The organism is Roseovarius sp. E0-M6, from assembly GCF_037083845.1.
GTDB lineage: Bacteria > Pseudomonadota > Alphaproteobacteria > Rhodobacterales > Rhodobacteraceae > Roseovarius.
In genome coordinates, this window is record NZ_JBAPLA010000002.1 from 668590 (window position 1) to 683575 (window position 14986).

Annotated in this window: 14 protein-coding genes; 11 read left to right on the plus strand and 3 right to left on the minus strand. The window is 58.9% G+C overall.

The genetic code is table 11. The annotated features are described in order from the left end of the window. Positions 1 to 79: 79 nt before the first annotated feature. Positions 80 to 1264, minus strand: a complete 1185-nt coding sequence (locus V8359_RS09615; protein WP_336428542.1) for a M24 family metallopeptidase — start codon at positions 1262 to 1264, stop codon at positions 80 to 82. Between the two features lie 248 nt (positions 1265 to 1512). Here V8359_RS09615 and V8359_RS09620 point away from each other — a divergent pair, with 248 nt between their 5' ends. The 5 genes from V8359_RS09620 (at position 1513) to V8359_RS09640 (ending at position 7164) form a co-directional block, all read left to right on the plus strand. Next, positions 1513 to 2613 (plus strand): ABC transporter ATP-binding protein, encoded by a 1101-nt coding sequence (locus V8359_RS09620; RefSeq protein WP_336428544.1) that lies wholly within the window; start codon positions 1513 to 1515, stop codon positions 2611 to 2613. Positions 2614 to 2727: 114 nt separating this feature from the next. Further along, positions 2728 to 3837, plus strand: coding sequence for an extracellular solute-binding protein (locus V8359_RS09625; protein WP_336428546.1), 1110 nt, complete (start codon positions 2728 to 2730; stop codon positions 3835 to 3837). A 102-nt stretch (positions 3838 to 3939) separates the two neighbouring features. Further along, entirely contained in the window at positions 3940 to 4227 is a 288-nt protein-coding gene (locus V8359_RS09630; RefSeq protein ID WP_336428547.1) for a DUF1330 domain-containing protein, read from the plus strand. Between the two features lies 1 nt (position 4228). Further along, complete coding sequence (locus tag V8359_RS09635; RefSeq protein WP_336428548.1) at positions 4229 to 5953, plus strand: ABC transporter permease; 1725 nt, start codon at positions 4229 to 4231, stop codon at positions 5951 to 5953. Positions 5954 to 5958: 5 nt separating this feature from the next. After that, positions 5959 to 7164, plus strand: coding sequence for an ABC transporter permease (locus tag V8359_RS09640; RefSeq protein WP_336428549.1), 1206 nt, complete (start codon positions 5959 to 5961; stop codon positions 7162 to 7164). Between the two features lie 114 nt (positions 7165 to 7278). Here V8359_RS09640 and V8359_RS09645 read toward each other — a convergent pair whose 3' ends face one another. Beyond that, positions 7279 to 8145, minus strand: a complete 867-nt coding sequence (locus tag V8359_RS09645) for a branched-chain amino acid aminotransferase (protein ID WP_336428550.1) — start codon at positions 8143 to 8145, stop codon at positions 7279 to 7281. A gap of 167 nt (positions 8146 to 8312) precedes the next feature. Between V8359_RS09645 and V8359_RS09650 the strand changes: the two genes are divergently transcribed. The 6 genes from V8359_RS09650 (at position 8313) to V8359_RS09675 (ending at position 14068) form a co-directional block, all read left to right on the plus strand. Further along, entirely contained in the window at positions 8313 to 8810 is a 498-nt protein-coding gene (locus V8359_RS09650) for a MarR family winged helix-turn-helix transcriptional regulator (RefSeq protein ID WP_336428551.1), read from the plus strand. Then, positions 8807 to 9508: a response regulator gene (locus V8359_RS09655; protein ID WP_336428552.1), complete on the plus strand. Its 702-nt coding sequence runs from the start codon at positions 8807 to 8809 to the stop codon at positions 9506 to 9508. Before V8359_RS09650 ends, V8359_RS09655 begins: the two co-directional genes overlap by 4 nt. Before the next feature lie 342 nt (positions 9509 to 9850). Next, on the plus strand, positions 9851 to 11254 hold the full coding sequence (gene leuC / locus V8359_RS09660; protein ID WP_336428553.1) for a 3-isopropylmalate dehydratase large subunit: 1404 nt from the start codon (positions 9851 to 9853) through the stop codon (positions 11252 to 11254). Beyond that, the gene (leuD, locus tag V8359_RS09665) at positions 11254 to 11859 is read left to right on the plus strand and encodes a 3-isopropylmalate dehydratase small subunit (RefSeq protein WP_336428554.1); all 606 of its coding nucleotides are present in this window, start codon (positions 11254 to 11256) and stop codon (positions 11857 to 11859) included. Before leuC ends, leuD begins: the two co-directional genes overlap by 1 nt. A 326-nt stretch (positions 11860 to 12185) precedes the next feature. Then, on the plus strand, positions 12186 to 13007 hold the full coding sequence (locus V8359_RS09670) for a hypothetical protein (RefSeq protein ID WP_336428555.1): 822 nt from the start codon (positions 12186 to 12188) through the stop codon (positions 13005 to 13007). A gap of 65 nt (positions 13008 to 13072) precedes the next feature. Continuing rightward, the gene (locus tag V8359_RS09675) at positions 13073 to 14068 is read left to right on the plus strand and encodes an endonuclease/exonuclease/phosphatase family protein (RefSeq protein WP_336428556.1); all 996 of its coding nucleotides are present in this window, start codon (positions 13073 to 13075) and stop codon (positions 14066 to 14068) included. A 23-nt stretch (positions 14069 to 14091) separates the two neighbouring features. Here V8359_RS09675 and hemF read toward each other — a convergent pair whose 3' ends face one another. Beyond that, positions 14092 to 14982, minus strand: coding sequence for an oxygen-dependent coproporphyrinogen oxidase (gene hemF, locus V8359_RS09680; RefSeq protein ID WP_336428557.1), 891 nt, complete (start codon positions 14980 to 14982; stop codon positions 14092 to 14094). Between the last annotated feature and the right edge of the window lie 4 nt (positions 14983 to 14986).

Here is a 14986-nt window from a genome sequence, read left to right on the forward strand (position 1 = left end):
AGACGCACCGACGTGATACCGACGTGGATGCCGACGTTGTTTTCCGGCCCCCGGCCTTGATTTAAAGGCGATTCGCCGATCAGCCCTTCACGATGAGCTTGCGTGGCAGGTCACAGAAGGTTTCCGGCGGGCCATCTTCACGGATGCAGATGGATTCGGTGATCTCCATGCCCCAGTCCGTCATCCACAGGCCGGGCATGAAATGGAAGGTCATTCCCGGTTCCAGCACCGTTTCATCCTCGGCCCTGAGCGAGATCGTCCGCTCGCCCCAGTCCGGTGGATAGCTGAGCCCGATGGGATACCCACAGCGCGCACCGCGTTCGATCCCCGCCCGCTCAAGCGGTCCGGCCAGTGCATTGGCAATGTCGCAGGCACGGTTCCCGGCGCGGGCTTTTTCAAGCCCCGCTTCAAGCCCCTCAACCAGTGCGGCCTCGGCCCGGCGTAGCGTATCATCGGGTGTTCCAAGGAAAATCGTGCGGCTGATCGGCGCGTGATAGCGTCGGTAACATCCTGAAATCTCAAAGAATGTCGCCTCACCGCTGGCAAACTCTCGACCGTCCCATGTCAGGTGCGGCGCGGCCGCGTCTGACCCCGAAGGTAGCAGCGGCACGATGGCCGGATAGTCGCCCCAAACCCCGTCGGTGCCCCGGATCGCATCACGGTAGATTTCGGCCACGATCTCGTTCTTTGGGATACCCGGTTCGACCCGTTCCATCAGCCCCTCGATGATCTTCTGGCTGATTCCTCCGGCCTTGCGAATGAACTCAAGCTCGGCGTCCGATTTGATCGCCCGCTGCCAGTTCACCAGCGCCGTCGCATTCGAGAATCGTGCATTGGGCAGACCCGCCTCAAGCACCTGCATCGCCTTGGCCGAGAAATAGTAGTTGTCCATTTCGACCCCGATCCGGGCCGATCCTTGGCCCAGATCCTCCAGAAACGCCGCAAGATCCTGCATCGGGTGCCGGACGGTCGATTGCACGAAGTGATCAGCATACCCCCGAACGCAGTCATCCTCCATCCAGACAGTCCGCACCGCCCCGTTGGCATCCTGCCTGCGGCCCCACCAGACAGGGTCGCGGTCGGGAAAGACGATGACCCCCTGATGAACGTAAAAAGACCATCCATCATAGGCAGTTAGCCAGTTTTGATTGGACGGATCCGTGACGAAAAGAACGTCGAGTGACGCATCTTCCATCGCCGCGCGTGTCTTGGCGAGGCGCCGGTCATACTCGGTGCGTTCAAAGGGGATGAACTTCTGAATCATGGCGTGTTCCATCTGCTGCAAATCGACAGAGGCGGACCTTGCAGGAATTTCCCGTGGCGCGCACGAGAAATCTTAACATGCCCCGAAAACAAGCGGTTCGCACTTGCTTTTAAAGGTGATTTTAGCGCCGGCTATGTCGCATTCTGCTATTAAAACGCCGTAACCTGCTTGCATCTGTTCCGCTAACACGGTTTAGTTTCGGCGGAACGCAGGTTAGCTGCGAGAAAAAATAAAACGGGGAGCCACCTTTGGCTAACAAAGACACTGGCGATGCATTCGTCGAATTCGAACGGGTGCAAAAGAGCTATGATGGTGAGACACTGGTCGTCAAAGACCTGAACCTTTCAATGCCCAGGGGCGAATTTCTGACGATGCTTGGGCCCTCAGGGTCAGGGAAGACGACATGTCTGATGATGCTGGCGGGGTTTGAAACCGCGACGCATGGCGACATCCGTCTTGGTGGCACGTCAATCAACAACATCCCGCCGCACAAACGCGGTATCGGCATGGTGTTTCAGAATTACGCACTCTTCCCGCACATGACGATCGCTGAAAACCTGAGCTTTCCGCTTGAAGTGAGAAAGATCGGCAAATCCGACCGCGAGGGCAAGGTCAAGCGCGCGCTCGACATGGTCGAGATGGGTGATTTCGGCGGACGCCGCCCGGCACAGCTTTCGGGCGGTCAGCAACAGCGTGTCGCACTTGCGCGGGCATTGGTGTTCGAGCCCGAACTCGTCCTGATGGACGAGCCGCTGGGCGCGCTCGACAAACAGCTTCGCGAAAAGATGCAGTTCGAGATTACCGATCTGGCGCACCGTCTGGGCATCACGGTTGTTTACGTGACCCACGACCAGACCGAAGCCTTGACAATGTCGGACCGCGTGGCGGTGTTCGACGATGGCCGCATTCAACAGCTCGCGGCGCCCGATCAGCTTTATGAAGAACCCGAGAACAGCTTCGTTGCGCAGTTTATCGGCGAAAACAACACCCTGATGGGAACCGTCAAGCAAATCGACGGGGAGCAAGCTCTTGTTGAGCTCGACGATGGTGAGGTTATCGACTGCAAACCTGTCAACGTCTCAAAAGTCGGCGATCGCACCCGTGTGTCGATCCGTCCTGAGCGCGTGGAGTTCAACAAGGAACGGCTTCAGCCGGGGGTTCACACCCTCAAGGCCGAGGTGAAGGAATTCATCTATATGGGTGATATTTTCCGCACCCGTCTCAGTGTCGCGGGCAATGATGACTTTATCGTCAAGACCCGGAATGCCCCCGACCAAGTCCGGCTCAAACCCGGCGAGCAGATTGAAATCGGCTGGCTGCCGCGGGACTGCCGCGCGCTCGAAGCTTGATATTCGACCTTCTCGCCCCAGTCTGACTGGGGTGATGAACAGGGGGTCCGTGCCATAGACCCGTATCGCGGATCACCAAGATAACAGTAACGGGTAGACTTAGGGAGAATACACATGAAATTGACCAATGCACTTCTGGCAACGACTGCACTGACCTTCGTGGCAGGCGGTTCCGTGGCCGAAGAAATGGCTGACAAGATGACAATCGTCTCCTGGGGTGGTGCTTATTCGGCATCCCAGCAGAATGCCTATCACGAGCCCTACATGGAAAAAACGGGCGTCGAGATCATCAACGATGAAAGCTCGAACGAGGCCGTGGCCAAGCTGCGCGCCATGAACGAAGCCGACAACATCACATGGGACGTCGTTGACGTCGTGGCCGCCGATGCCCTGCGTCTGTGCGACGAAGGTCTGGCCATGGAAATCGACCCCGATGAGATGCTGGCCGATGCCCCCGATGGCACGCCCGCCTCGGAAGATTTCGGTGATCTTCTGGTCGGTGACTGCTTCATTCCGCAGATCGTTTACTCGACGACCTTCGGCTACCGCACCGACATGGTGCCGGAAGGTGCCGAGGCGCCCAACGACATCTGCGACGTGTTCGACACCGAGACCTATCCGGGCAAGCGTTCGCTCGAGAAGCGTCCGATCAACAACATGGAATGGGCTCTGCTTTGTGACGGCGTCGCGAAGGATGAAGTCTATGACGTGCTGGCCACCGCAGAAGGCCAGGATCAGGCGCTTGCCAAGCTCGACGAGATCAAGGACGACGTGGTCTGGTGGTCGGCCGGTGCCGACACCCCGCAGCTTCTGGCTGATGGCGAGGTCTTCATGGGCTCGACATACAATGGCCGTCTCTTCAGCGTGATCGAAGAGCAGGATCAGCCGGTTGCGATGATGTGGGACGCTCAGGTCTTCGACCTTGACGGCTGGATCATTCCTGTCGGTCTTTCGGATGAGCGCAAGGCCCGTGCCCTGGACTACATCATGTTCGCGACGGACACACAGCGTCTGGCGGATCAGGCCAAGTACATCTCGTACGGCCCGGCACGCAAATCCTCGGCGCCTTTGGTTGGCAAGCATGCCGACTTGGGTATCGACATGGCGCCGCATATGCCCACCGATCCGGACAACGCCAAGAACACGTTCCTCTACAACTACGAGTTCTGGGCTGACTACCGCGACGATATCGACGCCAAATTCCAGGCGTGGCTGGCTCAATAAGCCGAGCTTCGGGGTGCGCAGTCACTGCGCACCCCAACAATAACAAACGAGCACGCGCCACATGTATGGCGCATGCCACCTGACAGGGGACACGCGCCTATTATGCCCAAGGGCTATCTCATCGGCCACATCACTGTGAACGATCCGGAGGCATACAAGGAGTATGTCGAGAAGGATACGCCGATTCTTCTTGGACTTGGGGGCAAGTTCATCGTTCGGGGCGGGGCCTCCGAAACGCCCGAAGGCGAGACGCAGGAGCGTCACGTTGTCATAGAATTTCCAAGCTATGAGGCCGCGCGCGCCGCGTATAATGATCCCGCCTACCAAGAGGTGGCCGAGATCCGCAGGCGCACCGCCGATAGTGTAATCGTTTTGGTCGAGGGGACCTGAGATGAGCGATGTAACAGACGCAACAACAGGCAAGCGCGGACCGACGCCGGATGACGGGCTCCGCATCGCAGACAGCGAACAGGGCGGGCCGGTTCTTTCTGCGGATGGCAAGCCACTCAAGCGCAGCCTTGCACGCGCCCTCAGAGTTCAGAAACTGCGCGCGCTTGGCCTTATCGCGCCGCTTCTGATTTTTGTTCTGCTGTCCTTCATCTGGCCCATCATCTCGATGCTGATGCGATCGGTCGAGAATGACATCGTGGGCAACACGCTTCCCTATACTGTTGAACAGATTGATCAATGGGACGGATCGTCGGGAGAGCTTCCGTCTCAAGCTCTGTTTCAATCGCTTTATTACGATCTGTTTCTCGCCGCCGAGGTCAAACGGCACACCCGTCTCGGGACGCGCCTGAACTATGAAAGCACGGGCATGTCATCCCTGTTCCGTCAGTCGGGCCGCAAGCTTGACGATGTCGGCAAGGATTACCGCAAGGAATTCAGCGCGGTGAACGACGCGTGGAAAGACGGTGAGACATGGTATGCGCTCATGTCCGGCGCAGAAGGTGCCGAAACCAATGAAAGCCTGCTCAAGGACGCCAAGAAACGTCTTTCGGCGCTTGACGATACGGTCCTGCGCGGGAACGTGGATTTCACCCCCGGAGCCGAAATTTCGGAACTCCTGCCGCTGACGGCGCGGGAATATGCGGCCTTCGCGGTGATGGCTGAACTCATCGACGAAGACGAAGTCGCGACGGAAAAGCCACTTGAACAGCTTTTCGTGGCCCTCGCCACCGATCTTCAGACCGCGGATGTATCCGGGTATCAGGGACCGCAGGCCGATATGCTGCGCAATCTGAAGGCAAGCGATGCCATCGCGGCCCCCGATTACGAGGCCATCATGGGAGAGGTGGACAAGGATTGGGTCAATATCGACACGTGGCGCACGATTCAGACCTTCGCGCCTGCCATCACCAGCGGTTACTTCCTGAATGCCGTTGATATGCGTATCACGCCGGATGGCCCCGAAGCACAGCCCGAAAGCAAACAGATCCTCGTCAAGCTTTTCGTGCGCACGCTGATCATGTCGCTCATCATCACCGGATCGTGCATCCTTCTGGGCTATCCGATCGCGTGGATCCTGTCCAACTTGCCCATGCGCACGGCAAACATGCTCATGATCCTTGTCCTCTTGCCATTCTGGACCTCGCTACTCGTCCGGACATCGGCGTGGAAGGTGATGCTTCAGCAGCAGGGTGTGATCAATGACGTTCTCGTCTGGCTCGGCATGGTGCCGGATGCGGCGCGGCTCGTCCTGATCAACAACCAGACGGGCACGATCATCGCGATGACGCATATCTTGCTGCCTTTCATGATCCTGCCGATGTATTCGGTGATGCAGACGATACCGCCCAGCTATCTGCGCGCGGCGAAATCGCTTGGCGCGACAAACTGGACAGCCTTCTGGCGGGTCTATTTCCCGCAATCGGTGCCCGGTATCGGGGCGGGGTCGATTCTCGTCTTCATCCTCTCGATTGGTTACTACATCACGCCCGAGATCGTGGGCGGCACCAAGGGCGTCTTCATCTCGAACCGGATTGCATATCACATTTCGAGTTCGCTCAACTGGGGTCTGGCTGCGGCTCTTGGCAGTATCCTTCTGGTGGTCGTGCTCATCCTCTACTGGGCCTATGACAAGATCGTCGGCATCGACAACGTGAAGCTGGGGTAAGCGAAATGAAACTAACCGATATTTCCCGCAAACCCCTTGGCTTTGTCTCGGCGTGTTCCGCCGCTGCCGGAGCGTTCCTTGGCCTCTTTGTGGGCACGGCCAACGGGTCTGGCTTTCTGGGCGTGGTCATTGGGGCCGTGCTCGTGGGTGGACTGGCGTTCATTCTGCCAAAGCTGGATAACGAGAAAATGGCCCGCTGGCTGACAGTTGGGCTGTTCGTGGTTCTGGGTTTCCTTTTCGGCGGGATACCTCTTGCCGTTCTTGGCGCCTTCGCGGGCTGGTTCTTTGGCTGGTTCATCCACTGGCTCTATGAAGGGCGGTATCGGGCCAAGCTTCCGCCCTATACCACCGCAGGTCAGGTGCTCTGGCACTATTCCTTCCGGGTGATCTGTGGCGCGATTTTCGTCTTCTTGATCACGCCGATTCTCGTGGTGATCCCGCTCAGCTTCAACGCCGAGAACTTCTTTACCTTTACACCCGAGATGCTCCGCTTCGACCCCGAAGGCTACAGCCTCAAGCACTATCAGGATTTCTTCACCAACAATGACTGGCAGCGCAGCTTCAAGAACTCGCTGATCATCGCGCCGATCGCGACCATCATATCGGTGAGCCTTGGCACGCTGGCGGCCATCGGTCTGAGCCAGAGCCACGTGCCCGGACGCCGCGCGATCATGGCGGTTCTGATTTCACCTATGATTGTGCCGCTGATCATTTCCGCGACGGGCATGTTCTTCTTCTACAGCCAGATCGGCAACTTTCTCGAAGGGACTATCGGCCTCAACAAGAACTTCGTCGGATATGTGAAGGTGATCCTTGCGCATGCCGTGCTTGGGATTCCGTTCGTGATCATCACGGTCACCGCGACTCTGGTGGGCTTTGACCGGTCGCTCACGCGGGCGGCGGCCAACATGGGCGCGAACCCGGTGACCACATTCTTCCGCATTCAGATGCCGCTTATCCTGCCGGGGGTGATCTCGGGCGGGCTCTTTGCCTTCATCACCTCTTTCGATGAGGTGGTCGTGGTCCTCTTTGTCGGCTCGGCCAGCCAAAAGACCCTGCCGTGGCAGATGTTCACCGGCCTGCGCGAACAGATTTCGCCCACCATCCTTGCCGTGGCTACGATCCTCGTGATGATCTCCATCGCGCTACTGACCACGGTCGAACTACTCCGCCGCCGGTCCGAGCGTCTTCGGGGGATGTCGCCGGGCTAAGGCCAAGCACATGCGCAAAGCGAGGCTCGCTTATCTGCATATCGAAATCCAGACACGAAAAAGGGCGGGAATTATCCCGCCCTTTCCATGTCAAAATCCTTGGTATCCGGCGGATCAGCTGCGCACCAGTTTTTCGTAACTCTCGGCGATTTCGCGTGTCAGAGCGCCCACTTCGAAGTGATAATCGCCAATCTGACCCACGGGTGTCACCTCCGCGGCGGTGCCGGTCAGCCAGCATTGCTCGAATCCTTCCATCTCCTCGGGCATGATGTGGCGTTCGTGAATCTTGATCTGACGGTCCTTCAGCATCCCGATGACAGTCTGCCGCGTAAGACCGTTGAGGAAACAGTCGGGCAGGGGTGTGTGAACTTCGCCTTCCTTGACGAAGAAGATGTTGGCCCCCGTCGCCTCGGCCACGTAGCCGCGATAATCCATAAAGAGCGCATCCGAGCATCCCTTGGCTTCGGCGGCGTGCTTGGACGTGGTGCAGATCATGTAAAGACCGGCGGCCTTGGCATGCACCGGGATCGTTTCGGGCGAGGGGCGCTTCCACTTGGAAATATCGAGCTTGGCGCCTTTCATCTTGGCGTCGCCGTAATAAGCGCCCCATTCCCACGCCGCGATCGCGAGGTGGACGGGATTGCGCGCCGAGGCGACCCCCATGTCTTCGCCCGCGCCACGCCATGCCAGAGCCCGTACATAGGCGTCAGTATGGCCATTTGCGGAAAGCACCTCCTGCTTGGCCGCCTCGATCTCGTCGACAGTCCACGGAATCTGAAAATCCAGTTCACCGGCGGAAAAATGCAGGCGCTCGGAATGCTCGCGGCTCTTGAATATCTTGCCATTATAGGCGCGCTCACCTTCGAAGACCGAACTTGCGTAATGCATCGCATGTGTCAGGATGTGTACGTTGGCCGCACGCCAATCCACCAGCTTGCCATCCATCCAGATCATGCCGTCACGGTCGTCATATCCCGCCATCGCGCTTATTCCCTTTTTGAGCCCAGTTTTGCGTTTGTTGCGCCAAATATGTCCGAAGTGGACATAAAGTTGCGTCAAATCTTCGATTCGCTACCAGTATGGGCTTGGAATGTCAATAAAGCTGACATAACCTCGGGGCGGAGCGAACCAACGAACGGGAGGTAGGCATGGCAGATGGCAAAGGCGGCGAAGCCCTGCTGTTTCTGACCGACGAACAGTTGCGGCTTGGTATCGAGGCGATGTTTTTCGCCTATCGCGGGTTCACCGCCGATCCTGACCGGATACTCGAGACACTTGCCTATGGACGCGCGCACCATCGTGCCATTCATTTCATTTCGCGCCGACCGGGAACAACAGTGAATAACCTGCTGGCTATTCTGGGCGTGACGAAGCAATCTCTCAACCGTGTGCTGCGCACATTAGTTGCCGATGGCCTCGTCGAGAGCCGGGTCGGAAGCCAGGACAAGCGCCAGCGCAATTTATACCTCACCGACGAGGGCAAGGCACTGGAACAGAAATTGAGTGATGCACAACGCGCCCGTATGCGAGGCGCTTACCGCGCGGCGGGCCCCGAGGCCGTCGCCGGGTTTCGTCAGGTTCTCGAGGCGATGATGGACCCGGACATGCGCCGCCGCTATTACGCCATTCGCGAGCAGGGCCAATGACCGATCCGGCGCCGCATCTGCTGATCGTTGATGACGATGAACGAATTCGCGAGCTTCTTCGCAAATTTCTGGCCCGGCAGGGGTTTCTGGTCTCGGCGGCGCGTGATGCCGCGCATGCACAACGTATTCTATCTGGGCTGGAATTTGACCTTATCGTGCTTGATGTGATGATGCCCGGTCAGGACGGCATCAGCCTCACTTCGGATTTGCGCAAGACGCTCACGACGCCGATCCTGCTTTTGACCGCGAAAGGCGAGACCGATGACCGCATCGCGGGGCTTGAGGCCGGGGCGGATGACTATCTCTCCAAGCCGTTTGAGCCACGAGAGCTCCTGCTTCGGATCAACGCGATCTTGCGGCGCATGCCTGATCCCGAACCGAACGTGGCGATGCCCAAGATTTTGAACCTGGGCCCGGTGCGATACGATATCGACCGGTCGGAATTGTTGCAGGGCGGCGAGGTTGTCCGACTGACTGCGACCGAGACCCAACTTATGCGGATATTCACCGAAAACCTGCGACAACCGGTCAGCCGTAGCAAATTGGTCGAGGATCTGGGCCGCGACAAAGGGCAGGCGCAGGAACGCGCTGTGGACGTGCAGATCACCCGTCTCAGGCGCAAGATCGAGGCGGACCCGAAGCAGCCCCGTTATCTTCAGACGGTGCGCGGCGAAGGCTATATGCTGGCGCCTGATTGATGTTCCAATGGTGTGGCTGTGCGCCACGCCCGATGATTGCGTTCGGGCCACGCGGGCCCTGAGGGGCCAGCCCCTCAGACACCCCGGGATATTGCGGGCGAGAAGAAAGCAGCAGTTTGGTGAGCGTGTCATGACTGGACGTGAGGGCGATTGGCGCGCATACCTCTTGATAGAGCCGGGCTCAGGATGTATCTGCGACGCATGACACGGATTTTCGACATGGATGATCGCGCGCGCCTTCCTTGGCGGTTTTTCGGTGCGTCCATGACAGTGCTCGCGCGGCTATAAGGCGCGCCTGAGTCCGCACGCCTGAATTCCACCTGACAAAACGGGAGAGGACCGATGTCCCCCAAAACACTTTACGACAAGATATGGGATGCTCATTTGGCTCACGAGGCCGATGATGGCACCTGCCTTCTTTATATTGACCGCCATCTCGTCCACGAAGTGACGAGCCCTCAGGCCTTCGAAGGCTTGCGGATGGCGGGCCGCACGGTGCGGGCGCCGGACAAGACGATTGCGGTGCCGGACCACAACGTGCCGACCACGTTGGACCGTGTGAACGGGATCGAAAACCCCGAAAGCCGCATCCAGGTCGAGGCGCTTGATCTCAACGCCAAGGATTTCGGCATCCATTATTACCCGGTGAGCGATGTGCGTCAGGGGATCGTGCATATTGTCGGTCCTGAGCAGGGTTGGACGCTTCCTGGCATGACCGTCGTGTGCGGAGACAGCCACACCGCGACTCATGGCGCATTCGGCGCGCTGGCCCACGGTATCGGAACCAGCGAGGTCGAGCATGTGCTGGCCACCCAGACCCTCATTCAGTCCAAATCGAAGAACATGAAGGTCGAAATCACCGGGCAACTGGCCCCTGGTGTCACGGCCAAGGACATCACCCTTTCGGTGATCGGCCATACCGGCACGGCGGGCGGCACCGGCTATGTGATCGAGTATTGTGGAGAGGCCATTCGCTCGCTTTCCATGGAAGGTCGGATGACTGTCTGCAACATGGCCATCGAAGGCGGCGCACGCGCCGGTCTTATCGCACCGGATGAGACGACGTTCGAATACGTGAAAGGCCGCCCGCATGCGCCCAAGGGGGCACAATGGGAAGCCGCGCTCACGTGGTGGAAAACGCTTTTTTCGGATGACGACGCGCACTGGGACAAGGTCATCACCATCAAGGGTGAGGATATCGCACCGGTCGTGACTTGGGGAACGTCGCCCGAGGATGTGCTTCCCATCACTGCGAATGTCCCGGGCCCCGGTGATTTTTCGGGCGGTAAGGTGAGTGCCGTGACCCGCGCGCTCGATTATATGGGGCTTACGCCGGGCATGGCGCTCAGCGATGTGGAGATCGACACTGTCTTTATAGGCTCGTGTACAAATGGCCGCATCGAGGATCTGCGCGCTGCCGCGGCGGTTCTCAAGGGGCGAAAGGTCAAGGACGGGATGCGTGCGATGGTCGTGCCCGGTTCGGGCCTTGTGCGGGCGCAGGCCGAGGAAGAGGGGCTGGCCGACATCTTCAAGGAAGCGGGCTTTGAATGGCGGCTCGCGGGCTGTTCCATGTGTCTGGCGATGAACCCTGACCAACTGAGCGAGGGAGAGCGTTGTGCCTCCACGTCGAACCGAAACTTCGAGGGGCGGCAGGGCTATAAGGGCCGCACGCATCTCATGAGCCCCGCGATGGCGGCGGCGGCGGCTGTGACCGGAAAACTGACCGATGTGCGGGGAATGATGTAATGGAGAAGTTCGAAAAGCTGACCGGCGTCGCGGCGCCCATGCCGATGGTGAATATCGATACCGATATGATCATCCCCAAGCAGTTCCTGAAAACGATCAAGCGGTCGGGGTTGGGTGTGAACCTCTTCGACGAGATGCGTTATGATCGGCAAGGAAACGAGATTCCCGATTTCGTCCTGAACCAGCCTCAGTATCGCGAGGCGGACATCCTTGTCGCCGGTGAGAATTTCGGCTGTGGCTCCTCGCGTGAGCATGCGCCTTGGGCGATCAAGGATTTCGGCATCCGCTGTGTCATAGCGCCCAGCTTTGCCGATATTTTCTATAGCAACTGTTTCAAGAACGGCATTCTGCCGATCGCCCTGCCGCAAGAGCAGGTGGATGTGCTGATGCAGGATGCCGAAAAGGGGTCGAACGCGCGCATGACCGTCGATCTCGAGGCACAAACAGTCACCACCTCCGACGGAGAAACCTTCTCGTTCGAGGTGGACGCGTTCAAGAAACATTGTCTGCTCGAGGGGCTTGATGACATCGGCCTCACCATGGAGAAGGTCGCGGCCATCGATACGTTCGAAGCCCGCGTCAGTGCGGAACGCCCCTGGGTCTGACCGCTCCGATCCGGATTTAACCTCTTTTCGCCCACCCTTATAACGGGGGTGGGCGTCTTTGTGGGTGAAATATCAACATTCACAATATCTTGTGGTGCATCGGACATCTGCCATTTCGGGCCTGTGAACTTGATGCAATCGCGCACCACCGTCGTCACCAATTCATGTCAATCGGGACAGCACGCTCAGCAAGTTCTTGAGAAGGAATCCAAAAAGCGGCAACAATTAGGCCATATTGAGGCATACCGTCGAAAAGGCGGAATCAAGTTGGGACAATGGTGCGACGATGGTATCGTGCCGGGCCAGTTTGAAGGGATCGGACAGTGATGGCGAGTCTGACAGGCGCGGTTGTGCGGGCATTTTTGGTGGTATTGATGGTCTCGTTACCGTCGCTCCTGCTTTATGATGTGCATAGCGAAACTTCCCAGATGGTCGTGATTGTCGCGGTGGTCTCGGCTCTGCTCGTGTTTGCCGAATATTTCGGCCAATATCCCAGCCTGATCGAGTTTCGGTTTGCCCCGCCTTACAACCGGTTAAAGTTCGGGTTCGCGGCATTCACGGTGCTGGTCATGACGTTGATCCTGCGCGGTGAAAGCATCGCGAGCGGCCTTGGCCTTTGGGCGGATGGCTTTGCGCGGCTTCTGGATTTCCCTTATTCGCCGGTCCGGTCTTTCGTCAATGTGTTGCCCTTCGATGCTGATCCGGCGCGGGTTCAAATCGTCCGCACGTTGGCCGGACTCAGCTATTTCATGTCTCTGCTGATGATCTTTACCTTCATCGTGGTGGTGTGGCTTCTCAACTGGCCGGTGCGCAACGGGGCGTTCAATGTCTGCATCAACATGCCGCTTTTCGATCCGACTGGCGGGGGCGATGTGGTCAATCGTCTGATCCGAGATGCGAGTATTAATGCTTCGTTAGGCTTTCTGCTGCCATTCTTGGTGCCACTTGCGGCGCTTGCGACAACCGATATGGCGGAGAAGCTCGGATTTCTGGAGCAACAAAACCTGATCTGGATCACTTGTTTCTGGGCGTTCATCCCGGCCGGGTTCGTTATGCGCGGGATTGCGCTCTACCGGATCGCGGACCTGATCAGCGAAAAACGCCGGCGCGTTTATGCCAAGAACTCCGACGTCTTGCCCGCCGCCTGAACTGGCTTTTTTATCTTCTCGCCTCGTGGAGTTTTCTCGCTGGCACCACCGCCAGTGCCGACCCATTGCGACTCGCGACCTGGCATATCGAAGCCGAGAGACAGGGGCCGGGCGTTCTCCTGCGTGATATAACGCGCGGCGATCCCCAGATTTCCGCGGTGGTAGATATCGTGAGCGATATGGCGCCGGATATCCTTTTGTTGCAGGGGGTGGATTACGATCATGACGGGCTTGCGCTGCGTGCGCTGCGCGATGCCATATCCAAGGCGGGTGTGGCCTATCCCTATATATTTGCCGCGCGGCCCAATTCCGGTCAGCCCAGCGGATACGACATGGACGGCGACGGAAGACTGGGAGAGCCGGAAGATGCCATCGGCTATGGCCATTTCTGGGGTCAGGGCGGCATGGCGATCCTCTCGCGCTATCCTGTCGTCACCACCGAGGTGCAGGATTTGAGCCATGTTCTTTGGACGGACATGCCGGCCGCGCTGTTTCACGATGAAAGCGAAGGGCCGGTGATTCCGCGTGCGGCCATGAAAACCCTCCCCTTGGCAAGCACGGCCCACTGGATTGTGCCTGTGGACACACCGCTGGGACGTGTCAGTCTGCTTGCGCTGCATGCCGCCCCGCCTGTTTTTGACGGTCCCGAGGACCGCAATGGCCGACGCAATCACGATCAGATCATGTTCTGGATCGAGGTTCTGAACGGTCGATTCGGCCCCGCACCCTCGGAAAGATTTTTTGTATTGGGAGCCACCAATCAGGACCCGCTCAGAGGGGAGGGGCGTAAGGCAGCGATCCGTGCGCTTCTGGGCGATCCGCGCTTGCAAGACCCCAAGCCGCGACGCTCGGAGGTCAAAGGGCTCGCCCCGTCTGCTCTCGGTGACACGGTGGCTTGGCCCGGGCCTGAACCGGGGCCGCTTCGGGTGGACTATGTCCTGCCGTCGCGCGACTGGACGGTTGTGGCGTCGGGCGTGCATTGGCCGCTGACCGGAGATGGGGCGGCACGCGCCGAAATCGCCAGCCGTCACAGGCTTGTCTGGGTGGATGTCACGCGTTGATCAGCGCCATGCGCAACGCGGCCCTACACCCATTTGGCCATCGGCGGGAGCGACATCAGCACTGCATTGGCATCATGCCCGGTCGCAAGGCCGAATTTGGTGCCCCGGTCATAGACAAGGTTGTATTCCGCATAAAGCCCACGGTGAACAAGCTGCGCATCCTTGTCGTCCGCGGTCCAGTCTTGCACCCTGCGCCGCTCGACAAGGGGCACAAAGGCCGGCAGAAAGGCACGACCTATGTCCTGCGTCAGGGCAAAATCGGCCTCCCAATCACCGGAATTGCGATCATCCATGAAAATGCCGCCCACGCCGCGCGCGCGGTGCCGGTGCGGAATAAAGAAATACTCATCCGCCCAAGCCTTGAGTTCAGGGTAAAGGCCGGCGCCGTGCGCGTGCAGATGGGCTTCTTGCGTGGCGTGGAAATGCGCGGTGTCGTCATCATATTCAAGACAGGGATTGAGATCCGAGCCGCCGCCGAACCACCACGCCTGCGGTGTCCAGAACATGCGCGTGTTCATATGCACAGCCGGGACATGCGGGTTTTGCATATGCGCGACAAGGCTTATCCCGCTGGCCCAGAATGACGGGTCGTTTTCGATGCCAGGAACCCCGCGTGCCGCCATCGCCTTTTGGGCAGCGGGGCCGAGTGTGCCATAGACTTCCGATACGTTGACCCCGACCTTTTCGAATACGCGGCCACCGCGCATCACGCTCATAAGACCGCCGCCCGCATCGCTTCCGTCATCCGAGGCGCGGCGGGTCTCTGTCACTTCGAACCGGCCGGGTGCGGCATCGGACAAGGGCCCGGTGTCGTGGCTGTCCTCAAGCTGCTCGAAGGCGGTCACGATCTCGGCGCGAAGTGCTCGGAACCATGCGGCCGCGCGTGTTTTTTCCTCGGCGAAACTGTCGGTCATGTGT